At 71.8% G+C, this 22,911-nt stretch carries 23 protein-coding genes; 12 read left to right on the top strand and 11 right to left on the bottom strand.

The window, feature by feature from the left end; genetic code table 11:
* Positions 1–36: 36 nt before the first annotated feature.
* From ACH414_RS21965 to ACH414_RS21950, 4 genes are all read right to left on the bottom strand, one after another.
* Entirely contained in the window at positions 37–840 is an 804-nt protein-coding gene (locus ACH414_RS21965; RefSeq protein WP_382539705.1) for an SURF1 family protein, read from the bottom strand.
* 102 nt (positions 841–942) lie between these two features.
* Positions 943–1,176 (bottom strand): hypothetical protein, encoded by a 234-nt coding sequence (locus ACH414_RS21960; protein ID WP_123954493.1) that lies wholly within the window; start codon positions 1,174–1,176, stop codon positions 943–945.
* 64 nt (positions 1,177–1,240) lie between these two features.
* Positions 1,241–2,215 (bottom strand): DEDDh family exonuclease, encoded by a 975-nt coding sequence (locus ACH414_RS21955; RefSeq protein ID WP_382539702.1) that lies wholly within the window; start codon positions 2,213–2,215, stop codon positions 1,241–1,243.
* 100 nt (positions 2,216–2,315) lie between these two features.
* On the bottom strand, positions 2,316–2,954 hold the full coding sequence (locus ACH414_RS21950; RefSeq protein ID WP_382539699.1) for a TetR/AcrR family transcriptional regulator: 639 nt from the start codon (positions 2,952–2,954) through the stop codon (positions 2,316–2,318).
* A gap of 99 nt (positions 2,955–3,053) precedes the next feature.
* Here ACH414_RS21950 and ACH414_RS21945 point away from each other — a divergent pair, with 99 nt between their 5' ends.
* From ACH414_RS21945 to ACH414_RS21920, 6 genes are all read left to right on the top strand, one after another.
* A complete protein-coding gene (locus ACH414_RS21945; protein WP_382539696.1) occupies positions 3,054–3,869 on the top strand; it encodes an acetoacetate decarboxylase family protein in 816 nt (271 codons plus the stop codon).
* Positions 3,869–4,753: an SDR family NAD(P)-dependent oxidoreductase gene (locus tag ACH414_RS21940; protein ID WP_382539693.1), complete on the top strand. Its 885-nt coding sequence runs from the start codon at positions 3,869–3,871 to the stop codon at positions 4,751–4,753. Before ACH414_RS21945 ends, ACH414_RS21940 begins: the two co-directional genes overlap by 1 nt.
* 9 nt (positions 4,754–4,762) lie before the next feature.
* Positions 4,763–6,076, top strand: a complete 1,314-nt coding sequence (locus tag ACH414_RS21935) for an amidohydrolase family protein (protein ID WP_382539690.1) — start codon at positions 4,763–4,765, stop codon at positions 6,074–6,076.
* Complete coding sequence (locus ACH414_RS21930) at positions 6,073–7,308, top strand: amidohydrolase family protein (protein WP_382539687.1); 1,236 nt, start codon at positions 6,073–6,075, stop codon at positions 7,306–7,308. The genes ACH414_RS21935 and ACH414_RS21930 overlap by 4 nt, the downstream gene beginning before the upstream one ends.
* A 24-nt stretch (positions 7,309–7,332) precedes the next feature.
* Entirely contained in the window at positions 7,333–8,046 is a 714-nt protein-coding gene (locus ACH414_RS21925) for a VIT family protein (RefSeq protein WP_382539684.1), read from the top strand.
* Positions 8,047–8,168: 122 nt separating this feature from the next.
* The gene (locus ACH414_RS21920) at positions 8,169–9,212 is read left to right on the top strand and encodes a zinc-dependent alcohol dehydrogenase family protein (protein WP_382539682.1); all 1,044 of its coding nucleotides are present in this window, start codon (positions 8,169–8,171) and stop codon (positions 9,210–9,212) included.
* Here the strand turns inward: ACH414_RS21920 and ACH414_RS21915 are convergent.
* The gene (locus ACH414_RS21915) at positions 9,202–10,512 is read right to left on the bottom strand and encodes a CoA transferase (RefSeq protein WP_398943014.1); all 1,311 of its coding nucleotides are present in this window, start codon (positions 10,510–10,512) and stop codon (positions 9,202–9,204) included. The genes ACH414_RS21920 and ACH414_RS21915 overlap by 11 nt on opposite strands.
* Positions 10,513–10,603: 91 nt before the next feature.
* On the bottom strand, positions 10,604–12,136 hold the full coding sequence (locus ACH414_RS21910; protein ID WP_382539676.1) for a S8 family serine peptidase: 1,533 nt from the start codon (positions 12,134–12,136) through the stop codon (positions 10,604–10,606).
* A gap of 271 nt (positions 12,137–12,407) precedes the next feature.
* Between ACH414_RS21910 and ACH414_RS21905 the strand changes: the two genes are divergently transcribed.
* The 3 genes from ACH414_RS21905 (at position 12,408) to moaA (ending at position 15,566) form a co-directional block, all read left to right on the top strand.
* Positions 12,408–12,779: a DUF485 domain-containing protein gene (locus ACH414_RS21905; RefSeq protein ID WP_386564849.1), complete on the top strand. Its 372-nt coding sequence runs from the start codon at positions 12,408–12,410 to the stop codon at positions 12,777–12,779.
* On the top strand, positions 12,776–14,413 hold the full coding sequence (locus tag ACH414_RS21900; protein WP_382539670.1) for a cation acetate symporter: 1,638 nt from the start codon (positions 12,776–12,778) through the stop codon (positions 14,411–14,413). Before ACH414_RS21905 ends, ACH414_RS21900 begins: the two co-directional genes overlap by 4 nt.
* A 163-nt stretch (positions 14,414–14,576) precedes the next feature.
* Complete coding sequence (gene moaA, locus ACH414_RS21895; protein WP_398943011.1) at positions 14,577–15,566, top strand: GTP 3',8-cyclase MoaA; 990 nt, start codon at positions 14,577–14,579, stop codon at positions 15,564–15,566.
* Here the strand turns inward: moaA and ACH414_RS21890 are convergent.
* Together ACH414_RS21890 and ACH414_RS21885 are read right to left on the bottom strand one after the other, a co-directional pair.
* Positions 15,549–15,770, bottom strand: a complete 222-nt coding sequence (locus ACH414_RS21890) for a hypothetical protein (protein WP_382539665.1) — start codon at positions 15,768–15,770, stop codon at positions 15,549–15,551. The genes moaA and ACH414_RS21890 overlap by 18 nt on opposite strands.
* A 184-nt stretch (positions 15,771–15,954) precedes the next feature.
* Positions 15,955–16,290 carry a DUF3099 domain-containing protein gene (locus tag ACH414_RS21885; RefSeq protein ID WP_386564846.1) on the bottom strand — a complete coding sequence of 112 codons (336 nt, stop codon included), beginning with the start codon at positions 16,288–16,290 and terminating at the stop codon, positions 15,955–15,957.
* A gap of 169 nt (positions 16,291–16,459) precedes the next feature.
* Between ACH414_RS21885 and ACH414_RS21880 the strand changes: the two genes are divergently transcribed.
* The gene (locus tag ACH414_RS21880; protein ID WP_382539659.1) at positions 16,460–16,735 is read left to right on the top strand and encodes a GlsB/YeaQ/YmgE family stress response membrane protein; all 276 of its coding nucleotides are present in this window, start codon (positions 16,460–16,462) and stop codon (positions 16,733–16,735) included.
* A 109-nt stretch (positions 16,736–16,844) separates the two neighbouring features.
* Here ACH414_RS21880 and tyrS read toward each other — a convergent pair whose 3' ends face one another.
* Genes tyrS through ACH414_RS21865 form a run of 3 tightly spaced genes read right to left on the bottom strand, consistent with a single transcriptional unit; the run spans position 16,845 to position 21,090 of the window.
* Positions 16,845–18,110: a tyrosine--tRNA ligase gene (gene tyrS, locus ACH414_RS21875; protein ID WP_382539656.1), complete on the bottom strand. Its 1,266-nt coding sequence runs from the start codon at positions 18,108–18,110 to the stop codon at positions 16,845–16,847.
* Positions 18,111–18,169: 59 nt separating this feature from the next.
* A complete protein-coding gene (locus ACH414_RS21870) occupies positions 18,170–19,561 on the bottom strand; it encodes a metallopeptidase TldD-related protein (protein ID WP_398943007.1) in 1,392 nt (463 codons plus the stop codon).
* Positions 19,558–21,090, bottom strand: coding sequence for a TldD/PmbA family protein (locus ACH414_RS21865; RefSeq protein ID WP_382539650.1), 1,533 nt, complete (start codon positions 21,088–21,090; stop codon positions 19,558–19,560). Before ACH414_RS21865 ends, ACH414_RS21870 begins: the two co-directional genes overlap by 4 nt.
* 185 nt (positions 21,091–21,275) lie before the next feature.
* On the opposite strand from ACH414_RS21865, the gene fabG reads away from it, so the two are divergent.
* Positions 21,276–21,992 (top strand): 3-oxoacyl-[acyl-carrier-protein] reductase, encoded by a 717-nt coding sequence (fabG, locus tag ACH414_RS21860; RefSeq protein WP_382539647.1) that lies wholly within the window; start codon positions 21,276–21,278, stop codon positions 21,990–21,992.
* A gap of 4 nt (positions 21,993–21,996) precedes the next feature.
* A complete protein-coding gene (fabI, locus tag ACH414_RS21855) occupies positions 21,997–22,773 on the top strand; it encodes an enoyl-ACP reductase FabI (protein ID WP_046907964.1) in 777 nt (258 codons plus the stop codon).
* The last annotated feature ends 138 nt before the right edge of the window (positions 22,774–22,911 follow it).

Below are 22,911 nucleotides of genomic sequence, written 5' to 3'. Positions count from 1 at the left end.
TTGGGCTGTTCCCGGAAGCGGCGACGGTCAATCAGTTCAGGCGGTGGCCCCGGCGGGCTCGGGTGTACCGTCCGTCACATCGGTGCCCTCGGCCGCCGCCTCCCGGTCGCGCTTCTCGCGCCGCACCAGGATGAACCAGCCGACCGGCACGCCGGCCGAGAAGAGCCACCACTGGACGGCGTACGCCATGTGTGCGCCGATCGAGTCGTGGTCGGGCTCGGGGATCAGCTCGGGGGAGTTCCCGGAGGGCTCGGGCGCGGTCTGCTCGACGTATCCGCCGAGCACCGTACGCCCGAGCAGCGCGGACTGCTGCGCGCTGTTGATCAGCATGACCTGACGGTCCGGCAGGCCCTTGAGGTCCTTGATGCCGCTGGCCCCGGTCGTCTCGTCGGCCTTGAGCCGTCCGGTCACGGTGACCTCGCCGCGGGGGGCGGGCGGCACCTTCGGGAAGGAGTGCTGGTCGTCGGCGGCGGGCACCCAGCCGCGGTTGACCATGACCACCTTGCCGTCCTTCAGGACCAGCGGGGTCAGGACGTGCACGCCCACCCGGTCGTCGGCCGAGGTGCGCCGGCGCACGACGACCTCGTGGGCGGTGTCGAAGGTGCCGGTGGCGGTCACCCGGCGCCAGTAGTCGGCGCGCGGGACGGTGTGCCCCGGGGAGGTCAGCCGCTCGACCGGGACGGGCTCCGCCCGCAGGTTGTCCGCGATCAGCGCGTTCTGGGCGACCCGGTGCTGGTGCCGGTGGAACTGCCAGAAGCCCAGCTCGATCATCACGGGGATGAGGACGAGGGCGAGGAGGGTGAGGATCACCCACTGCCGGGACAACAGGAAGCGGTACACCCCACGACCGTACATCCGGGGCCGTGGGGCGATCGCACGGGGGTTCCGGTCACCGGGACGGTGGCCGGAGAATCGTTGGACAACGACCAGAGGATCGTTTCGTCATACCTTGTCGACGATGCCCGCCTTCCCTTCCGCCCGGGCGCAGTGCGCGCCGCAGTACCAGTTGCCCTGGACCTCGACCCCCTGGCCGATGATCTGGACCCGGCAGTGCTCGCAGATGGGCGCCATGCGGTGGATGGCGCAGGAGAAGCAGTCGAAGACGTGCACCGCGCCCTGCGCGTGCACCTCGAAGGACATGCCGTAATCGTTTCCGCAGACCTCGCAACGTGCCATGCGCCACAGGGTGGGGCCGACGGCGGGCCAAGGCCGGACGGCGCGCCCGGCCCGCCCGGGTCCGTCACTCGTCTGCCGGGGTCACGTCCCGCAGCAGCTGGGTGTAGGCGGCCTCGTCGACGACCGGCGTGCCGAAGGCCTTCGCCTTCACCGTCTTGGAGGTCGCCGAGTCCGGGTCGTTGGTCACGAGGAGGCTGGTGACCCGGGAGACGCTGGTCGCCACGTGCAGTCCCGCCTCGACCGTCCGGTCCTCCAGGAGTTCGCGGTCGATGGAGGTGTCACCCGAGAAGGCCACCCGCATGCCCTGCTTGAGCGGTTTGTCCGTTTCGTAGCGCCCGGGGTTCGGGTACGGGCAGGCCGGCCGCTTGCGCGAGGGCCGCCAACTGTTCGCCCGGTAGGACGCCTGGTAGCCGATCCGCGGCTGCGCGGGGGCGGAGGCCCACTCCGTGAGGGGGCGGCACTCGAGCAGCGGCAGCCGCACGTTCCGCTCGGCGGCGGCGTGCAGGCTGGGCCGGAACGCCTCCGCCAGCACCCGCGCGTCGTCCAGCGCGTTGTGCGCCCGCTGCTGCACCACGCCGAAGTGCGCGGCCAGCGACTCCAGCTTGTGGTTGGGCAGCGGGAGGGACAGCTCCTTGGCGAGCGCGATGGTGCACAGCCGCTGCCGCACCGGCGCGGTCCGCTCGGCGCGCGCGTACTCGCGGGCGATCATCTGCCAGTCGAACATCGCGTTGTGCGCGACGAGCACCCGGCCGTCGAGCCGGGCCGAGAACTCCTCGGCGACCTCCGGGAAGAGCGGCGCACCCTCCAGGACATCGCTGGTGAGCCCGTGGATCCACACCGGGCCGGGGTCCCGCTCGGGATTGACGAGCGTGTACCAGTGGTCCTCGACATTGCCCTGGGCGTCGAGCCGGTAGACGGCAGCCGACACTATCCGGTCGTCGCGGGCGAGGCCGGTGGTCTCCACGTCGACGACCGCGTACCCCTGGGGGTAGGCGGTCGGCCACGGTGTTGCTGTCGTACGGTCGTCAAGCATGGTCACTGAGAATACGGGCCACCGCTGACACTCCCGCTCCCGGTGCCCCTTCAGTGGCCGGAACCAGCCACCGGGTTGACGGCCCGCTACCGGCCCCGCGCCCTCGCTACCCGCCCAGCAGCCCCGCCACCAGCGCCCGCACCGCCGTCGTGAAGAGCCGCTCGGTGTCGACCGGGGCGGCCAGGGCACGGGCCAGCTCCGGGTCGGCCCCGGTGGCCTCGGCGGCTTCGGTCCCGGTCTCCGCCGCCCACAGTTCGGTCTCGGCGGGGGACTGGGCCGGGGAGCGCTCGCGGTTGCGTTCCACCAGGACGTGCCCGACGACCTGGAACTGCACCGCCCGCACCAGCTCGGCCGCTCGCGCGCCGCGCAGTCCGGCCGCGTGGGCCTCGTGGATCAGGGCGCGCTGGGCGGGCAGGAACATGCGCTCCGTCAGGCCGCGTTCGTGGACCATCGCGACCAGGTGCGGTCGCTCGCGCAGTGCGCGGCGCAGCAGCCGGGCCACCGAGACGATCCGCTCGGCGGGGTCCGCGCCGTGCGGGCGCAGGGTGCCGAGGTCGGCGACGGTGCGCTCGACGAGCGCGTCGAGCAGCGACTCGCGGTTGCCGACGTGCCAGTAGATCGAGGTCACCGCGGTGCCGAGCTCCGCGGCGAGCCGGCGCATGGTGAGGGCCGCCGGGCCGTGCTCCTTCACCAGGGCGGCGGCGGTGTCCAGCACCTGATCGCGGCTCAGGGCGGTGCGTGCCATCGGATCCCCCAACTCCTTTGTCCGTCACGCCTCTTTACCCTTCCGGGGCGTCGGTGTAACTGTGTTACAGGCCGATACGTTCCCGAAAGGCGGTACGTCATGGCACGAGTACGGTACGGGGCGCGCACCGAGGCGGAGATCGCCGCGACCCGTGAGAAGAGCGCGGGGCTCCCCGACATCTGGTCCACCGGAGTGGTCGCCGTCTGGGAGACCGACCCCGACGTCGTGGCGGCCGTCCTGCCGCCCCCGCTCAAGCCCACCGCGCGCCCGCTGGTGCGCGCCAACATCAGCAAGGTCGACCTGCCCGGCTACCCCCTGGGCGCCGGGTCCGTCGCGGTCGCGGCCGCCCACGGCGACCAGGAGGGCTGGTACCCGCTGGTCATGCCGATGACCCACGAGCGCGCCCTGACCGGCGGGCGGGAGGTCTTCGGCGAGCCGAAGAAGCTCGGCGAGGTCCTCGTCGAGCGCGACGGCCTCGTGGTCAGGGCCTCGCTCGCCCGGCACGGCATCGCCTTCGTCGAGGTGCGCGGCGCCGTCTCGGGCGACCTGCCGCTGCCCGAGCCGGTCGAGAAGACCGACTTCTACTTCAAGTTCCTGCCCTCCGTCGACGGAGCGGGCAGCGGCTTCGACGCCGACCCCGTCCTCGTCCACTGCGTGCGCAACGAGAAGGTGCGCCGCCTGGAGCGGGTCACCGGCGACGTGGTGCTGCGCGAGTCGATGTACGACCCGGTCGCCGACCTCCCGGTCCGCCGGCTCGTCGAGATCACCATCGGCGAGAAGACCACCGACCAGAAGGGCCGGGTCGTCGAACGGGTCAGCGCCCGGGCCCTGCTGCCCTACGTCCACCAGCGCTACGACGACCCGCAGCAGATCCTCGACGCGCCGCCCGAGGGCTCCGTGGAAGGACGTGCCTGATGGAACTGCGCGAGGGACAGGTCGCCGTCGTCACGGGCGCGGCGAGCGGCATCGGCCTCGCCATGGCCCGCCGCTTCGCCGCCGAGGGCCTCGCCGTCGTCCTCGGCGACGTCGAGGAGGCACCGCTGGCCAGGGCCGCCGAGGAGCTGATGGCGGACGGGGCGCAGATCCTCGCCCGTACCGTCGACGTCAGCGAGCCCGACTCCGTACGGGCCTTCGCCGACGCCGCGTACGAGACCTTCGGCGCCGTCCATGTGCTGTGCAACAACGCGGGCGTCGGCTCCGGAGCCGAGGGCCGCATGTGGGAGCACGAGCCCAACGACTGGAAGTGGGCCTTCGCCGTCAACGTGTGGGGCGTCTTCCACGGCATCCAGGCCTTCGTGCCGCGGATGCTCGCGGGCGGCGAACCGGGCCATGTCGTCAACACCTCGTCCGGCGACGGCGGCATCGCCCCGCTGCCCACCGCCTCCGTCTACGCCGTCACCAAGTCCGCCGTCGTCACCATGACCGAGTCGCTCTACGCGCACCTGAGGGCGGAACGCGCCTCCGTCGGCGCCTCGGTCCTCTTCCCCGGCCCGCACATGCTCCGCACCGGCCTGTGGGAGTCGCACCGCAACCGGCCCGAGCGGTACGCCAAGCAGCGCCCCCGCAAGACCCCGTACCGCAGCCTCGACCAGTGGGAGTCGGCCATGAAGGAGGCCGGGCACGAGATCGCCTTCACCCCGGTCGAGGAGGTCGCCGAGCACGTCGTCGACGGCATCCGGGCCGACCGCTTCTGGATGCTGCCGGCGAGCGAGCACAGCGACCGGCAGATCAGGGCGCGCTCGCAGTCGATGCTCGACCGCGCCAACCCGTCGTACCTGGAGAGCTTCATCCTCGACTGAGGGGCCGTGATGACCGACTCGAACGATGCGCAGGCCGCGAACCCCGCGGACGACCCGTACCTGATCATCTCCTCCGACTGCCACGCCGGCCTCCCCACCGAGGAGTACCGGCCCTATCTCGACTCCCGTTTCCACCGCGCCTTCGACGAGTTCCTCGCCGGGCGCGAGGCCCGCCGCGAGGCCATGACCCGGCTCGGGGTGCGCAACGAGGCCTTCGCGAACAAGTGGTTCAGCGACAACGAGGAAGGGCTGCGCGGCGGCTGGGACACCGCCCAGCGGCTCAAGGAGCTCGACGGCGACGGGGTGGCCGCCGAGGTCGTCTTCCCCGACGCGGACGCCGTCGACAGCCAGACCGCCGCGCCCTTCGGCGTCGGCCTCGGGCTCTCCGGCGACCAGGACCCGGAGCTCGGCATGGCGGGCGCCCGGGCGCACAACCGCTGGCTCGCCGACTTCGTCTCGCGCAACCCCGAGCGGCACTGCGGGGTCGCCCTGCTGCCCGTCACGGCCGATCCGGTCGAGGTGGTCGCCGAGATCCACCGCGCCAAGGAGTCCGGGCTCGGCGCGCTGATGATCCCCTCCATGTGGGTGGACAAGGCGCCCTACCACGACCGGCGTTACGACCCGGTGTGGGCGGCCGCCGCGGAGACCGGGATGCCGGTGGTCACCCACTCGGGCGCGGCGCCGCGCGAGGAGTACGGCGACCACCTGGGGATCTACGTCTCCGAGGTCACCTTCTGGCCGGCCCGGCCACTGTGGTTCCTGCTCTGGTCCGGCGTCTTCGAGCGCCACCCGGGGCTCAGGTTCGGCGTCGCCGAGTCCGGCTGCTGGTGGCTGCCGAACCTGCTGTGGTTCATGGACCGGCTCTATCTGGGCGCGCACGGCGGCAAGAAGCTCTCTCCCTTCGCCGAGTTGAAGAGGCCGCCCAGCGAGTACCTGGACCGCCAGATGTTCGTCTGCGCCACCAACACCAAGCGGCGGGAGCTGGCCCAGCGCTACGAGATCGGCGTCGACAACATCCTGTGGGGCTCCGACTTCCCGCACCCGGAGGGCACCTGGCCCGACACGCGGGCGTGGCTGCGGAACACCTTCCACGACATCCCGGTGGCGGAGACCCGGCGGATGCTCGGTCTGGCCGCGGCGGAGGTCTTCGGATTCGACGTCCGGAAACTCGATCCGATAGCCAAACGCATCGGCCCCACCCCCGCCGACCTCGGCCAGCCCGCCGACCAGTCCGCCGTGGAGGCGTCCTGGGCGCGCTCCCGCGAGGTGGGCCGCCACTGGCTGACGGACCACGACTTCCCGACCCTGGGGGTGACGCCGTGACCCCCGGCCCCGAGCGCTACACGGTCATCTCCGCCGACTGCCACGCCGGCGCCGACCTCCTCGACTACAAGCCGTACCTGGAGAAGAAGCACCACGAGGACTTCGACGCCTGGGCGGCGACCTACGTCAACCCGTACGAGGACCTCCTCGCCGACACCGCCGACCGCAACTGGAACTCGCAGCGGCGGCTGCGCGAGCTGGAGGCGGACGGCATCGTCGCCGAGGTCGTCTTCCCCAACACCATCCCGCCCTTCTTCCCCAAGGCCTCCCTGATGGCCCAGCCGCCCACGCGGAGCGAGTACGAGCGCCGCTGGGCCGGGCTCCAGGCGCACAACCGCTGGCTCGCCGACTTCTGCGCGGACGCGCCGGGCCGGCGGGCGGGGGTGGCGCAGATCCTGCTCAACGACGTCGACGCGGCGGTCGCGGAGATCCGCCGCACCCGCGAGGCGGGACTCACCGGCGGGATCCTGCTCCCCGGCGTCCCGCCCGGCTCGCCCGTCCCCGAGCTGTACGCGGAGGCGTACGACCCGATCTGGGCGGTCTGCGCGGAGCTGGACGTGCCCGTCAACCACCACGGCGGCTCGGCCTCCCCGCCGCTCGGCGACGAACCGGCCGCCCGGGCGGTGTTCATGGTGGAGACGACCTGGTTCTCGCACCGCGCCCTGTGGCACCTGATGTTCGGCGGGGCCTTCCGCCGCCACCCCGGCCTGAAACTCGTCCTCACCGAACAGGGCTCGGGCTGGATCCCGGGCGTCCTGCAGATGCTGGACTACTACCACGACCGCCTGGTCGCGGCCTCGACGAAGGCGTCGACCGCCGAGTCGAAGTTCGGCGCGGGTCTCGCGGCGTCCATGGGCAAGGGCCCCAGCGCGGTCTGGCGGGACAACTGCTTCGTCGGCGCGAGCTTCATGCGCCCCCACGAGGTGCCGCTGCGCGAGCGGATCGGGCTCGACAAGATCATGTGGGGCAGCGACTACCCGCACGACGAGGGCACCACGCCGTACTCCCGCGAGGGACTGCGCATCGCCTACGCGGGCCTCCCGCGCGAGGAGGTCGCCGCGATGGTCGGCGGCAACGCGGCCCGCGTCTACGGCTTCGACCTCGACCTCCTCGACGCCGTCGCCGCCGTCCACGGCCCGGCGGTGGCGGAGATCGCCGAACCCCTGAAGGAGGTACCCGAGGGCGCGACGAGCCCGGCCTTCGCTCCGGGCGGGTCGGTCCGCGTCTGGTGATCCGACAGGTGCGACCCTCCTGGGATGACTGAAGCCCCTGTGCACGACGAGGCCCACGGCGGCGGCCTCGGCTCCCGTCTGAACTGGCTCCGGGCCGCCGTGCTCGGAGCCAACGACGGAGTCGTCTCCACCGCGGGCCTCGTGGTCGGCGTCGCCGGCGCGTCCGACTCCCGTTCCGCCCTGCTCACGGCCGGCCTCGCCGGACTGCTCGCCGGCTCGATGTCCATGGCGGCGGGGGAGTACGTCTCGGTCTCCACCCAGCGCGACTCGGAGTCGGCCGCCCTCGCCCAGGAACGCCGCGAACTGCGCGAACAGCCCGAGGCCGAACTCGCCGAACTGACCGAGCTGCTCTCCGCCCGCGGCCTGTCCCAGGACGTCGCCCGCGAGGCCGCCGAACAGCTCACCGCCCGCGACGCCCTGCGCGCCCACGCCCGGGTGGAACTGGGCATCGACCCCGACGACCTCACCAATCCCTGGCACGCGGCCGGCGCCAGCTTCCTCGCCTTCACGGTCGGCGCCCTCCTCCCGCTCCTGGCGATCGTCCTCCCGCCCCCCTCGTTCCGCCTGGTGATCACGGTCCTGTCCGTCCTCGCCGCCCTGGCCCTCACCGGCTGGTGGTCCGCCCGCCTCGGCGCCGCCGCCCCCGGCCGCGCCGTCCTCCGCAACGTCGCCGGCGGCGCCCTGGCCATGGCGGTCACATACGCGGCGGGATCGCTGCTGGGGGCGGCGGGGGTCTAGGCCGCCGGCCTCCGGGGCGTGCCGACGTGCGGCGCGGCGCGGCACCTGCTGACCGGGGGAGCTCCGCACGCGATGTACGGTGAACGTCGTACAAGAGTCTGAGCACAGCAAGGAACGCCGTCATGCGCGCCACCACCATCCACGCCCCCTTCGACATGCGCGTGCAGGACGTGCCCGACCCGGTGGTCAGGGACGCCACGGACGTCGTCGTCCGCGTGGTCCGGGCCTGCATCTGCGGCAGCGACCTGTGGGCCTACCGCGGCGAGTCCGCCCGGCAGCCCGGCCAGCGGATCGGCCACGAGTTCCTCGGGATCGTCGAGGAGGCCGGCGCCGAGGTCCGCGGGTTCAAGGCGGGCGACCTCGTCGTCGCGCCCTTCGTCTGGTCCGACGGCAGCTGCGACTACTGCGCCGAGGGCCTCCAGACCTCCTGCCCCAACGGCGGCTTCTGGGGCTCGGTCGGCTCCGACGGCGGCCAGGGCGAGGCCGTCCGGGTGCCCTTCGCCGACGGCACCCTCGTCAAGCTGCCCGCCGAGGCCGCCTCCGACGACCGCCTGCTGACCGCCCTGCTGGCCCTCTCCGACGTCCTCGGCACCGGCCACCACGCCGCCCTCGGCGCCGGCGTGCGCAAGGGCGCCACGGTCGCCGTCGTCGGTGACGGAGCCGTCGGCCTGTGCGGCGTCCTCGCCGCCAAGCGGCTCGGGGCCGAGCGGATCATCGCCCTCGGCCGCCACACCGCCCGCACCGACATCGCCCGCACCTTCGGCGCCACCGACGTCGTCGCCGAGCGCGGCGAGGCCGCCGAGGCCGCCGTCCGCGAGCTCACCGGCGGCCAGGGCGCCCACGCCGTCATCGAGGCCGTCGGCACCGAGCAGTCCATGCGCACCGCCGTCGCCATCACCCGCGACGGCGGCTCCATCGGCTACGTCGGCGTCCCGCACGGCAGCGGCACCGGCCTGGACCTGTCGGTCATGTTCGACCGCAACATCGCCCTGCGCGGCGGCGTCGCCCCCGTCCGCGCCTACATCCCCGAGCTGCTCCCCGACGTCCTGGACGGCACCGTCGACCCGTCCCCGGTCTTCGACCTGACGGTCGACCTGGACGGCGTCCCCGCCGGCTACCGGGCCATGGACGAGCGCACCGCCCTCAAGGTGCTCGTCAAGCCGTGAGCCACACCGGCTCGTCCGCGCCCGCCACCCCCGGCGGGCGCGACCAGCCTGCCGGGCCGCCCTCGTACGCCACCGGTGACAGCGCGTGGCGCAGCCGCCCCAGCGGGCCCTCCGTCTCCGCCAGGTAGCGCTCCGGCTCGTACCGCGGCAGCGTGCCCGTCAGCCAGTGGCCGGTCTGCGCCAGCGCCAGGCGGACGAGCCGGGTGCCGCCCTCGCGGTCCTGCTCGGTCAGCGCGCGCAGCACCGCCGCCGCGAGGAGATAGCCGGTTCCGTGGTCCAGCGCCTGCGCCGGCAGCGCGCCCGGCTCAGCCGCCGAACCCTCCATGGCCGCGATGCCCGTCGCCACCTGCACCAGGCTGTCGAAGCCGCGCCGCCCCGCCCACGGCCCGTAGTCGCCCCACGCGGAGAGCCGGGCCACCACCAGGCCCGGGCGGTGCAGGTCGAAGCGGTCCAGCGCCCCCGGCCGGTAGCCGGTCACCAGCACGTCCGCCGCGTCGAGCAGTTCGCCGAAGGCGCGCCGGTCCGAGGGCCGGTCCAGGTCGAGCGCGACCGTCCGCTTCCCGAAGTCCGTGTCGGCGTGCTGGTCCGGCAGCTCCGGGTTGCCCGGCGGATCGACCCGCAGCACGTCCGCGCCGAGGAGAGCCAGGCTCCGGGTGGCGACCGGGCCCGCGATGACCCGGGTGAGGTCGAGCACCCGCAGCCGGCCCGCCCGGGTCCGCGGCGCCGCCTCGTCCAGCCGCTCCCGGGTCAGCAGCGGTCGCGCCGCCACCTCCCGGCCCTGCTCGCTCGCCGCCCACTCCTCGGGCGTGCGCAGGGCGACCGCCAGGCCCCCGGCGCCGTACACCAGCGTCTCGACCTCCACGGCCTTCCGTTCGGCGATCGCCTCCGCCACCGCCTCCACGGAGTCGGCCACGTCCAGCGCCGCGAGCAACGCCGCCTTGTGGTGCGGGTAGTTGGCGTGGGTGCGCACCCAGCCGTCGGCCGCGCGCCAGAACCGCGACAGGGGCGCGAAGTTGACCGGCGCCCGCCCGTCCACCCGCAGGTGCCGCTCGCTCACGAAGGCGGTGGCCACCGCCCCGTCGTCCACCAGGGCCGGCCCCGCGACCCCGGCCCGCTCGACCGCGGCGAGCGCGCAGACCGCGACCGTCGCCCGGGCCAGGTCCATCACGGGAAGCCGGGCGGCCAGCAGTCCCGAGGGCCCGCCGTACCGCACCCGGTCGAGCAGGGCGGGATCGCCGCCCAGCGCCGACCACAACAACTCCGTACCGCTGCGCACTGTGGGGGCCATGGTGTCGTCCATGCCCCGCATGATGGCACTCAGTGCCACCCTGCGGCACGGCAAGGGCCCTGGTGTGGCGCACCCCACCAGGGCCCTCCGGGTCATTGCCTGCTTACTTGACGGCCGCCAGCGCGTCGACGATGCCCGCGCCGTAGAAGCCGTTCTTGTTCACGCCGCCCTCGCACACCGCGTCGACCTTGCCGTCGGCGTCGATGTCGTACGGGTTGGTGCACGCGTGGTCGTCGGCCTGCGCGTACAGCAGCGCCTTCAGGGCCGCCGGCGGGGCGTACGGGTGGGTCGACTTCAGCAGCGCGAGGACGCCCGCCACGTGCGGCGAGGCCATCGAGGTGCCGGCCTTGTAGTTGTAACCGCCGTCGACCGTGGTCGACAGGATGCGCCCGTTGACCGCCGGGGCGTCGGGCGTCTGGAACTCGGTCTTGTCGCCGCCGGGCGCCGCCACGTCGATGACACCGAGACCGTAGTTGGAGTAGGACGCCTTCAGGCCCTTGGCGCCGGTCGCGGAGACCGTCACGACGCCCGGCAGCATGGCCGGGTAGTCGAAGCACTCCTTCGGGTCGACGTCACGGACGACCGCGGTGGTGTCGTTCGGGCTGGTGGTGTCGGTGATCTTGTCCGCCGCCAGGTCGAACTTCGAGTTGCCGGCCGCCGCGACGTTCACCGTGCCCCGGCGCTCCGCGTAGCGGGTCGCCCGGGTGACCGCCTCGATGAGGGCCTTCTGGTCCTCGTCGTTCTTGCAGGCGAACATCCACGGGTCGGTGTAGTAGCTGTTGTTCGTGATGTCGACGCCGTGCTCGGCCGCCCACACGAAGCCGCAGACCACGGCCTCGGTGTAGAAGAAGCCGTCGGGGGTGGACACCTTGATGCCGGCGAGCTTGACGCCCGGCGCGATGCCGGTGACGCCGATGCCGTTCTTGGCCGCGCCGATGGTGCCCGCGACGTGCGTGCCGTGGTCCGACTCGCCCTTCTGCGGACGCCAGGAGCCGGGGGTCGTGTCGGCCTTGCCGCTCACGCAGTTGGCCGAGGCGGCGGCGTCGAAGTTCGGCGCCAGGTCCGGGTGGGTGTCGTCCACGCCGGTGTCGATGATGCCGACCGTGACGCGCTTGCTGCCCAGCGTCTTCTCGTGGGCCTTGTCGGCCTTGATCGCCGGCAGGTCCCACTGCAGGGGCTCCAGCGGGTCCTGCCCGTCCGTGGCGGCGGCCGCGGCGGCCTTGACCTCGGCCGGGGTGAGCGCCTGGTCGCCCTCGCCCACGGAGTCGTCCGTCGCGGCCTTCAGCGGGGCCGTACGGGTCGCGCCGGCCGACACCACGCCGCGCGCCTGGCGGATCGTCGACGCGAACTCCGGGTTCTTGGAGTGGACGACGATCACGCCTATCTGGTCGTAGGACACGACCACTTCACCGCCGGCGGCGGCGATCGCCTTCTTCACCGAGGCGGCCGTCCAGCGGCCCCCCTCGACGTTGACGACGTAGGACAGCTGCGGGCCGTCGGTGGAAACGGCGGCCGTGGCGTCGCTCAGCTCCGCGGCGGAGGCGGCGCCGGTGGGCAGGAAGCCGAGCGAGGCCGTGAGCGCGAGACCGACCGGCAGAGCGAGTACTCGGCCGCGCCTCGATCCCAGATGAGCCATGGGTTCTCCACATCATCCGTATGTACTGTCCGGGCGCCGATTGCACGCGGACAGGTGCATGACGAGCGAAGCTATCGCCGATCTTCCCCACGATTCAATGAGTTGAGAAGACTTCATGAAGATCGGGCAAAAGAAATCCACGCGCGTGAACCGCTTCGCCGCGCGGTCCGTGCCGTTGAGCAGGGGAAGGGCTCCGCTCGGAAGCCCCCGCTCCGCACCCAGTGAGGCCCCCTTGTCCAAGCCAGCCGCACCCGCGTCACGAGGAGATTCCGTGGCTACCGACGCAGCCCCGCCGCCCAGAAGCGGCACGGTTCCGGCCGCCCCCGCCCAGCCCACGACGGAGGAGTTCGTCGAGGTCCAGGAGAGCGCCGAGTTCGGCGAACTGCGCCGCACCTACCGGTCGTTCGCCTTCCCCCTGACGATCGCCTTCATCGCCTGGTACCTGCTGTACGTGCTGCTGTCCAACTACGCGGGCGACTTCATGGGCACCAAGCTCTTCGGCAACATCAACGTGGCCCTCGTCCTCGGCCTCGGCCAGTTCGCGACCACCTTCCTCATCGCCTGGCTCTACTCGCGCCACGCGGCGAACCGCCTCGACCCGCAGGCCGAGGCCATCAAGGCGCGCATGGAGGCCGACGCATGAGCACCCCCGCCGACACCACCGCCCTGCTCGCCGCGGGCAGCGCCACCAGCGAGCACCGCCCGCTGATCATCGGCCTCTTCGCGGCCTTCGTCGTCGCCACCCTCGTCATCACCATCTGGGCCGGCCGGCAGACCCGCAGCGCCGCCGACTTCTACGCCGGCGGCCGCCAGTTCACCGGCTTCCAGAACGGCCTGGCGATCTCCGGCGACTACATGTCCGCCGCGTCCTTCCTGGGCATCGCCGGAGCCATCGCCCTCTTCGGCTACGACGGCTTCCTCTACTCGATCGGCTTCCTCGTCGCCTGGCTGGTCGCCCTGCTCCTGGTCGCCGAACCGCTGCGCAACTCGGGCCGCTTCACCATGGGCGACGTCCTCGCCTACCGGATGCGCCAGCGGCCCGTCCGCACCGCGGCCGGCACCTCGACCATCGTCGTCTCGATCTTCTACCTGCTCGCCCAGATGGCCGGCGCCGGCGTCCTCGTCTCGCTGCTGCTCGGCATCACCAGCGACGGCGGCAAGGTCGCGATCGTCGCCCTCGTCGGCGTCCTGATGATCGTGTACGTGACCATCGGCGGCATGAAGGGCACCACCTGGGTGCAGATGGTCAAGGCCGTGCTGCTCATCGCGGGCACGCTCCTGATCACCTTCCTCATCCTGCTGAAGTTCCACTTCAACGTCTCCGAGCTGCTCGGCGCCGCCGCCACCAACAGCGGCAAGGGCGACGCCTTCCTCAAGCCCGGCCTCAAGTACGGCGCCACCGGCACCTCGAAGCTGGACTTCCTCTCGCTCGGCATCGCGCTCGTGCTCGGCACCGCCGGCCTGCCGCACATCCTCATCCGCTTCTACACGGTGCCCACCGCCAAGGCCGCCCGTAAGTCCGTCAACTGGGCCATCGGCATCATCGGCGCCTTCTACCTGATGACGATCGTGCTCGGCTTCGGCGCCGCGGCCCTGCTCAAGAACACCGACATCATCGCCTCCAACAAGGCCGGCAACACCGCGGCCCCGCTGGCGGCCCTGGAGATCGGCGGCGGCCCCGACTCGACCGGCGGCGCGATCCTGCTCGCCGTCATCTCCGCCGTCGCCTTCGCGACCATCCTCGCCGTCGTCGCCGGCCTCACCCTCGCCTCGTCCTCGTCGTTCGCGCACGACATCTACGCCAACGTCATCCGCCGCGGCCAGGCCACCGAGAAGGAGGAGGTGCGGGCCGCCCGCTGGGCCACCGTCCTCATCGGCATCGTCTCGATCGCCCTCGGCGCCCTCGCCCGCGACCTCAACGTCGCGGGCCTGGTCGCCCTCGCCTTCGCCGTCGCCGCCTCCGCGAACCTGCCGACGATCCTCTACAGCCTCTTCTGGAAGCGCTTCACCACCAACGGGGCGCTCTGGTCGATCTACGGCGGACTGATCTCCGCGGTCGTCCTGGTGCTGTTCTCCCCGGTCGTCTCCGGCAAGCCCACCTCGATGTTCAAGACCGTCGACTTCTACTGGTTCCCGCTGGAGAACCCCGGCCTGGTCTCCATCCCGCTCGGCTTCCTGCTCGGCTGGCTCGGCTCGATCCTCTCCAAGGAGGAGCCGGACAAGGGCAAGTACGCGGAGCTCGAGGTCAAGTCCCTCACCGGCGTCGGAGCGCACTGAGTCGTATACGTTCCGCGATGGCCGGCCGGCCGCGTCGTAGAGTTCTACGACGCGGCCGGCCCCGTCCTCGTGACAATCGGGCCGTGCCCCGTGTCGGACCGGTCACGTAGGCTCGAAGCAGAAGCGAACCGGGAGATCCGGAAGAAGAAGGGGAGGGGGCCCAGTGCTCATCGACACCTACGGCCGAGTCGCGACCGATCTGCGTGTCTCCCTCACCGACCGGTGCAATCTGCGGTGCACGTACTGCATGCCGGAAGAGGGCCTGCAGTGGCTCGCCAAGCCCGACCTGCTCACCGACGACGAGATCGTGCGCCTCGTCCGGATCGCCGTCACCGACCTCGGCGTCACCGAGGTCCGCTTCACCGGCGGCGAGCCGCTGCTCCGCCCCGGCCTCGTCGGCATCGTCGAGCGCTGCGCCGCCCTGGAGCCGCGCCCGCGGATGTCGCTCACCACCAACGGCATCGGCCTCAAGCGCACGGCCGCCGCCCTGAAGGCGGCCGGCCTCGACCGGGTCAACGTCTCCCTGGACACCCTGCGCCCCGAGGTCTTCAAGACCCTCACCCGCCGTGACCGCCACCGCGACGTCCTCGACGGCATGGCCGCCGCCCGCGACGCCGGCCTCACCCCGGTCAAGGTCAACGCCGTCCTGATGCCCGGGCTCAACGACGACGAGGCCCCCGACCTGCTCGCCTGGGCCATGGAGCAGGGCTACGAGCTCCGCTTCATCGAGCAGATGCCCCTCGACGCCCAGCACGGCTGGAAGCGCGACGGCATGATCACCGCCGGGGACATCCTGGAGTCGCTGCGCACCCGCTTCGAGCTGACCCCCGAGGGCTCCGACGAACGCGGCTCCGCCCCCGCCGAGCGCTGGGTCGTCGACGGCGGCCCCCACACGGTCGGCGTGATCGCCTCCGTCACCCGCCCGTTCTGCCGGGCCTGCGACCGCACCCGGCTCACCGCCGACGGTCAGGTGCGGACCTGCCTGTTCGCCACCGAGGAGACCGACCTGCGAGCCGCGCTCCGCTCGGACGCCCCGGACACGGTGATCGCCGAGATCTGGCGGAAGGCGATGTGGGGCAAGAAGGCCGGCTCGGGCCTGGACGACCCGAGCTTCCTGCAGCCCGACCGCCCGATGTCAGCGATCGGCGGCTGAGGGGTCCCAGTCGTCGAAGGCGACGACGTCCTTGAGGAAACCCCGTACGCCCAGGAACTGGGAGAGGTGCTCGCGGTGCTCCTCGCACGCGAGCCAGGTCTTGCGCCGCTCCGGCGTGTGCAGCTTGGGGTTGTTCCAGGCGAGCACCCAGACGGCGTCGGCCCGGCAGCCCTTGGCGGAACAGATCGGCTTGTCTTCGCTCACTGGACCATTGATCACACGGTCATTGTCCAGCAAGGGCGATGCCGAGCAGCCACGGGGGGAGCTGCCCGGCATCGGTCCGTCGCTCCGACGGGGGATGCGGAGCGCGTAGGCAGTATGTCACGGCGCATGGGGTGCGGTGCACCGGAACTTCATGATTGATCTGAGCTTTTCTTGAGCTTTGCGCTCACGCTGCGTGATCGTTTCCGTCGTCCCGGCGTTCCGGATCGGCCTCCAGCTGGGGCCGCACCGGGTGCGGGATGAAGGTGGAGGGAAGGGACGGCGCGGACTCGCGTCCCGCGTTGGCGATGACCACGGCGACATAGGGGAGCAGCGCTCCGATCACCAGCGCCACGATGGCCACGTGCCGCTCCACGTTCCACAGCGAGGCGGCGGCGATCACGGAGAGCGTGCGGATCGACATCGACACGACGTACCGACGCTGCCGGCCGCGGACGTCCTCGGCGAGGCCCTGCCGGGCGCCGGTGATCCGGAAGACCTCGGTTCCGCCACGCTTCCGCATCACACTCCACCACCCACGAGCCGTGCCGGACTCTCCCCGGTCCGTGCCTGATTCCACGGTACGCCCGTCGTCCCCCGCGCAGGAGGGCGGGGCACGTATGGCGTCGTCCGACATGCGCCGTATGGCCGATGGTCCGAGACTGGGCACACATGCGCACGAGGAGGCGACGATGGGTTGGTTGTGGGCGATCATTGTGGGCTTCGTCCTGGGTCTGATCGCGAAGGCGATCCTCCCCGGCAAGCAGCAGATCCCGCTGTGGCTGACGACGGTGTTCGGCATCATCGGCAGCGTGCTGGGCAACGCGGTGGCGACCTGGATCGGGGTCAACGACACCAAGGGAATCGACTGGACGCGTCATCTCTTCCAGCTCATCGGAGCCGTCGCCGTGGTCGGCGTCGGCGACATGCTGTGGGCGTCGATGAAGGGCTCCAGGCAGCGGACCTGAGCACCCGGACCTGAGCACCCGGACCTGAGCACCCGGACCGGACACGACCGGGGCCCGGTACGGCGCACAGCGCGCGTACCGGGCCCCGGTCCTGCCGTAGGGGGTGCGGCTAGCCGACGAACTCGATCGCCGCCAGGTTCTTCTTGCCCCGGCGCAGCACCAGCCAGCGGCCGTGCAGCAGCTCGTCCGCCGACACCTCGGCGTCCTCGGCGGTCACCTTGACGTTGTTCACGTAGGCGCCGCCCTCCTTCACCGTGCGGCGGGCGCCCGACTTGCTCGGCGCGAGACCGACCTCGGTGAACAGGTCCACCACCAGGCCGAGCTCCGACACCTGCGCGTGCGGCAGCTCGGAGAGGGCCGCCGCGAGGGTCGGGGCGTCCAGCTCGGACAGCTCGCCCTGCCCGAACAGCGCCTTGGAGGCGTCGATGACGGCCTGGCACTGCTCGGCGCCGTGCACCAGGGTGGTGAGCTCCTCGGCCAGCGCCCGCTGGGCGGTGCGGGCCTGCGGCCGCTCCGCCGTCAGCTTCTCCAGCTCCTCCAGCTCCTCGCGGGACTTGAAGGACAGGATCCGCATGTACGTGGAGATGTCACGGTCGTCCACGTTCAGCCAGAACTGGTAGAACGCGTACGGCGTGGTCATCTCCGGGTCCAGCCAGACGGCGCCGCTCTCGGTCTTGCCGAACTTGGTGCCGTCGGCCTTGACCATCAGCGGGGTCGCCAGCGCGTGGACCTGCGCCTCCGGCTCCAGCCGGTGGATCAGGTCGAGGCCCGCCACCAGGTTGCCCCACTGGTCGGAGCCGCCCTGCTGCAGCGTGCAGCCGTAGCGCCGGTACAGCTCCAGGAAGTCCATGCCCTGGAGCAGCTGGTAGCTGAACTCGGTGTAGCTGATGCCCTGCTCGGACTCCAGGCGCCGGGCCACGGAGTCCTTGGTCAGCATCTTGTTGACCCGGAAGTGCTTGCCGATGTCCCGCAGGAACTCGATCGCCGTCATCTCGGCGGTCCAGTCCAGGTTGTTCACCATGACCGCGGCGTTGTCGCCCTCGAAGGAGAGGAACGGCTCGATCTGCGCACGCAGCCGGTTCACCCAGTTCGCGACCGTCTCGGGGTCGTTCAGGGTGCGCTCGGCGGTCGGCCGCGGGTCGCCGATCTGGCCGGTGGCCCCGCCGACCAGCGCCAGCGGCCGGTGCCCGGCCTGCTGGAGCCGGCGCACGGTGAGCACCTGGACCAGGTGGCCGACGTGGAGACTGGCCGCGGTCGGGTCGAAACCGCAATAGAACGTGACGGGACCGTCCGCGAGCGCCTTGCGCAGGGCCTCTTCGTCGGTGGACTGGGCGAAGAGCCCACGCCACTTCAGCTCGTCGACGATGTCGGTCACGTCGTCCGTCTCCTCGGCGTTGTGAATGGGAAAAGCTGTTCCAGGCCAGTCTAGGCGGGTCAGACGCCCTTGCTGACCGAGCTCATGTTGAAGTCCGGCACCCGCAGGGCGGGCATCGCGGCCCGGGTGAACCAGTCGCTCCACTCGCGCGGCAGCGTCTTCTCCGTCCGGCCCGCCTCCGTGGCCCGCGACAGCAGGTCCACCGGCGACTCGTTGAACCGGAAGTTGTTCACCTCGCCGACCACCTCGCCGTGCTCGACGAGGTAGACGCCGTCCCGGGTCAGACCGGTGAGCAGCAGCGTCGCCGGGTCGACCTCGCGGATGTACCACAGGCACGTCAGCAGCAGTCCGCGCTCGGTCCCGGCGACCATCTCGTCCAGGGAGCGCTCGCCGCCGCCGTCCAGGACCAGGTTGCCCGCCCCGGGTGCCACGGGCAGGTGGGTGAGGCCCGCGGTGTGCCGGGTGGTGATCAGATGGGCCAGCTTCCCGTCCCGTACCCAGTCCACCGGGGGGATCGGCAGGCCGTTGTCGAAGACGGAGGAGTCGTCGCCCGAGGAATGGGCGAGCACGAACGGCGCCGACTCCAGTCCCGGCTCGTTCGGGTCGCTGCGCAGGTTCAGCGGCAGCGGCGAGAGGGTCTCGCCCAGCCGGGTGCCGCCGCCGGGCTTGGAGAAGACCGTCCGGCCCTCCACCGCGTCCCGGGCCGTGGAGGACCACAGCTGGTAGATCATCAGGTCGGCCACGGCGGTCGGCGGCAGCAGCGTCTCGTACCGCCCGGCCGGCATCTCGATCCGGCGCTCGGCCCAGCCGAGCCGCACGGAGAGCTCGGCGTCGAGCGCGGCCGGGTCGACGTCCTTGAAGTCACGGGTCGAGCGTCCCGCCCACGCGGAGCGCGCGCGGTCCGGCGACTTGGCGTTGAGCTCCAGGGTGCCGTTCGGCTGGTCGTGCCGCAGCCGCAGCCCGGTGGAGGTGCCGAGGTAGCTGGAGGTCAGCTCGTGGTTGGCGAATCCGTACAGTTCCCGGCCGCCGGCCCGGGCCCGGGCGAAGGCCTCGCCGAGCGCGGGCGCGAAGGCGTCGAAGACCGCGGAGGTGGTCTCGGCGGGCGCGTCCGTGAAATCGGGCGAGGACGGCACGCCGGTCACCAGCGGCTGGGCGTCCTCGGCGGGCCCGGCGGCCCGCGCGGCGGCCTCCGCCTCGCGGACCAGCGGCTCCAGGTCCGCCGCGGTCACCGCCGAGCGCGAGACGACCCCGGAGGCGGTGCCCTGGGCGCCGTCCACGGTGGCGATCACGGTCAGGGTGCGGCCCCGGGTGACGCCGTTGGTGGTGAGCGCGTTGCCGGCCCAGCGCAGATTGGCCGAGGACTCCTCGTCGGCGATGACGACACAGCCGTCCGCGCGGGACAGCTCCAGGGCCTTCTCGACGATCTCGTACGGCTTGCTGACGCGGCTCATCGACCGGCCTCCTGCGTCGTGTTGAGGATGTTCACACCCCGGAAGAGGGCGGACGGGCAGCCGTGCGACACGGCGGCGACCTGGCCCGGCTGGGCCTTGCCGCAGTTGAACGCGCCGCCGAGCACATACGTCTGCGGGCCGCCGACCTGCTCCATCGAGCCCCAGAAGTCGGTGGTCGTCGCCTGGTACGCGACGTCCCGCAGCTGCCCCGCGAGCCGCCCGTTCTCGATGCGGAAGAAGCGCTGGCCGGTGAACTGGAAGTTGTAGCGCTGCATGTCGATCGACCAGGAGCGGTCGCCGACCACGTAGATGCCCCGTTCCACGCCCCCGATCAGGTCCTCCGTGGAGAGCCCGCCGGGATCCGGCTGCAGCGACACGTTCGCCATCCGCTGCACCGGCACATGGCCGGGGGAGTCGGCGAAGGCACAGCCGTTGGAGCGCCCGAGTCCGGTCAGCTTCGCGATCCGGCGGTCCAGCTGGTAGCCGACCAGGGTGCCGTCCTTCACCAGGTCCCAGGACTGGGCCTGGACGCCCTCGTCGTCGTAGCCGATGGTCGCGAGCCCGTGCTCGGCGGTGCGGTCACCGGTCACGTTCATGATCGAGGAGCCGTACGCCAGCTTGCCCAGCTGGTCGAAGGTGGCGAAGGAGGTGCCCGCGTACGCCGCCTCGTAGCCCAGCGCGCGGTCCAGCTCGGTGGCGTGGCCGATGGACTCGTGGATGGTGAGCCACAGGTTGGACGGGTCGACGACCAGGTCGTAGCGGCCGGCCTCGACGCTCGGCGCCCGCATCTTCTCGGCGAGCAGCGCCGGGATCTCGTCGAGCTCCTTGTCCCAGTCCCAGCCGGTGCCCGTCAGATACTCCCAGCCCCGTCCGACCGGCGGCGCGATGGTCCGCATGGAGTCGAACTCGCCGCTGGTCTCGTCGACGGCGACCGCGGTGAGCTGCGGGTGGAGCCGCACCCGCTGCTGGGTGGTGACGGTGCCGGCCGTGTCCGCGTAGAACTTGTTCTCGTGGACGGTGAGCAGCGAGGCGTCCACGTGCGCCACGCCGTCGGCCCGCAGCAGCCGCGCGCTCCAGTCGGCGAGCAGTCCGCTCTTCTCCTCGGCGGAGATGGTGAAGGGGTCGATCTCGTACGAGGAGATCCACACCTTCTCCGCGTGCACCGGCTCGTCGGCCAGCTCCACGCGCTCGTCCGACCCGGCCGCCGCGATCACCTTCGCCGACAGCTTGGCCATCGCCACCGCCTGCGAGGCGACCCGCGCGGCACCGTCCATGGTCAGGTCGACGCCGGAGGCGAAGCCCCAGGCCCCGCCGTGCACCACCCGCACCGCGTAGCCGAGGTCCGTGGTGTCCGAGGAGCCGGAGGGCTTGGCGTCCCGCAGCCGCCAGGCGGCGCTGCGCACCCGCTCCAGGCGGAAGTCGGCGTGGTCGGCGCCGAGCGCCCGCGCGCGGGCGAGCGCCGCGTCGGCGAGCTGCCGCAGCGGCAGCGCCGTGAAGGCTTCGTCGAGGGAATGGGGGCCAGATGGCACAGCTGTCTCCTGTCGTGTGAGACCGGTCGTCCCGATCATGTCGCGCTTTACGCCGGGATGCCCAGACCATTCTGTAGGGATCCGACAGTGACATCCGTACGCCACTGTCAGGGCCCGATTCTCCGTATCGAGGAACGGACCGATAGGTTTTCGGCATACCAGACCGCTATCGAAAGGGTGATCCGTTGAGCCGCTCGGTTCTCGTCACCGGAGGAAACCGGGGCATCGGCCTCGCCATCGCCCACGCGTTCGCCCAGGCCGGCGACAAGGTCGCGATCACGTACCGCTCCGGCGACCCCGCGGAGCTGGAGAAGGCCGGTTTCCTGGCCGTCAAGTGCGACATCACCGACGGCGAGCAGGTCGACCAGGCGTACAAGGAGATCGAGGAGAAGCACGGTCCGGTCGAGGTCCTCGTGGCCAACGCCGGCGTGACGAAGGACCAGCTCCTCATGCGCATGTCCGAGGAGGACTTCACGTCCGTCCTCGACACCAACCTCACCGGCACCTTCCGGGTCGTGAAGCGCGCCAACCGCGGCATGCTGCGCGCCAAGAAGGGCCGCGTCGTGCTGATCTCCTCGGTCGTGGGCCTGCTGGGCTCGGCGGGCCAGGCGAACTACGCCGCCTCGAAGGCCGGCCTGGTCGGTTTCGCGCGGTCCCTGGCCCGGGAGCTGGGCTCGCGCAACATCACCTTCAACGTCGTCGCGCCCGGTTTCGTCGACACCGACATGACCGCCGTCCTCACCGACGAGCAGCGCGCCGGAATCGTCTCCCAGGTACCGCTGGGCCGCTACGCGCAGCCCGAGGAGATCGCCGCCACGGTGAAGTTCCTCGCCTCGGACGACGCCTCGTACATCACTGGAGCCGTCATCCCGGTTGACGGCGGATTGGGCATGGGTCACTGATCACATGAGCGGAATTCTCGAGGGCAAGCGCATCCTGATCACCGGTGTGCTGATGGAGTCCTCCATCGCCTTCCACGCCGCCAAGCTGGCCCAGGAGCAGGGTGCGGAGATCATCCTCACCGCCTGGCCCCGGCCGACGCTGACCGAGCGCATCGCCAAGAAGCTCCCCAAGCCCGAGAACGTGAAGGTCCTGGAGCTCGACGTCTCCAACGACGAGCACCTCGCGCGCCTGGAGGGCCAGGTCCGCGAGCACCTGGGCGACCGCATCGACGGCGTCGTGCACTCCATCGGCTTCGCCCCGCAGGACGCGCTCGGCGGCAACTTCCTCAACACGCCGTTCGAGTCGGTCTCGACGGCCATGCACGTCTCGGCCTTCTCGCTGAAGTCCCTGACCATGGCGCTGCTGCCGCTGATGAGCGAGGGCGGCTCGGTCGTCGGCCTCACCTTCGACGCGAAGTTCGCCTGGCCGCAGTACGACTGGATGGGCCCGGCCAAGGCCGCCCTGGAGGCCACCAGCCGCTACATGGCCCGTGACCTGGGCAAGCAGAACATCCGCTGCAACCTCGTCTCGGCCGGCCCGCTGGGCTCGATGGCCGCGAAGTCCATCCCGGGCTTCGGCGAGCTGGCGAGCGTGTGGGACTCCCGTTCCCCGCTGGAGTGGGACCTGTCCGACCCGGAGCCGGCGGGCCGCGCCATCGTCGCGCTGCTCTCCGACTGGTTCCCCAAGACGACGGGCGAGATCGTCCACGTCGACGGCGGTCTGCACGCGATCGGCGCCTGACGCCTGCGGCGGACGGATGGACCAGGGGCCGGGGGGGGGCGGGGGCGCGGGGGGCCCGCCCCCCCCCCGGGGCCCCCCCCCAAAAAGGCCCCCACGCCCCCCCCCCGGGGGGAGAGGGGGAAGATAGCGGAGGGACGC

This window comes from Streptomyces sp. NPDC020422, from assembly GCF_044386705.1.
GTDB lineage: Bacteria > Actinomycetota > Actinomycetes > Streptomycetales > Streptomycetaceae > Streptomyces.
Note: the sequence above shows the minus strand (reverse complement) of the source record. Positions and strands in the feature narration are given on the sequence as shown.

Coding starts and splice junctions, on each gene's coding strand:
- ACH414_RS21880 (WP_382539659.1), top strand. CDS start 16,460: ATGGGTTGGTTGTGGGCGATCATTGTGGGCTTCGTCCTGGGTCTGATC.
- ACH414_RS21915 (WP_398943014.1), bottom strand. CDS start 10,512: ATGGACGACACCATGGCCCCCACAGTGCGCAGCGGTACGGAGTTGTTG.
- ACH414_RS21925 (WP_382539684.1), top strand. CDS start 7,333: ATGACTGAAGCCCCTGTGCACGACGAGGCCCACGGCGGCGGCCTCGGC.
- ACH414_RS21920 (WP_382539682.1), top strand. CDS start 8,169: ATGCGCGCCACCACCATCCACGCCCCCTTCGACATGCGCGTGCAGGAC.
- ACH414_RS21900 (WP_382539670.1), top strand. CDS start 12,776: ATGAGCACCCCCGCCGACACCACCGCCCTGCTCGCCGCGGGCAGCGCC.
- ACH414_RS21910 (WP_382539676.1), bottom strand. CDS start 12,136: ATGGCTCATCTGGGATCGAGGCGCGGCCGAGTACTCGCTCTGCCGGTC.
- ACH414_RS21960 (WP_123954493.1), bottom strand. CDS start 1,176: ATGGCACGTTGCGAGGTCTGCGGAAACGATTACGGCATGTCCTTCGAG.
- ACH414_RS21945 (WP_382539696.1), top strand. CDS start 3,054: ATGGCACGAGTACGGTACGGGGCGCGCACCGAGGCGGAGATCGCCGCG.
- ACH414_RS21940 (WP_382539693.1), top strand. CDS start 3,869: ATGGAACTGCGCGAGGGACAGGTCGCCGTCGTCACGGGCGCGGCGAGC.
- ACH414_RS21885 (WP_386564846.1), bottom strand. CDS start 16,290: ATGCGGAAGCGTGGCGGAACCGAGGTCTTCCGGATCACCGGCGCCCGG.
- fabI (WP_046907964.1), top strand. CDS start 21,997: ATGAGCGGAATTCTCGAGGGCAAGCGCATCCTGATCACCGGTGTGCTG.
- ACH414_RS21870 (WP_398943007.1), bottom strand. CDS start 19,561: ATGAGCCGCGTCAGCAAGCCGTACGAGATCGTCGAGAAGGCCCTGGAG.
- ACH414_RS21935 (WP_382539690.1), top strand. CDS start 4,763: ATGACCGACTCGAACGATGCGCAGGCCGCGAACCCCGCGGACGACCCG.
- ACH414_RS21950 (WP_382539699.1), bottom strand. CDS start 2,954: ATGGCACGCACCGCCCTGAGCCGCGATCAGGTGCTGGACACCGCCGCC.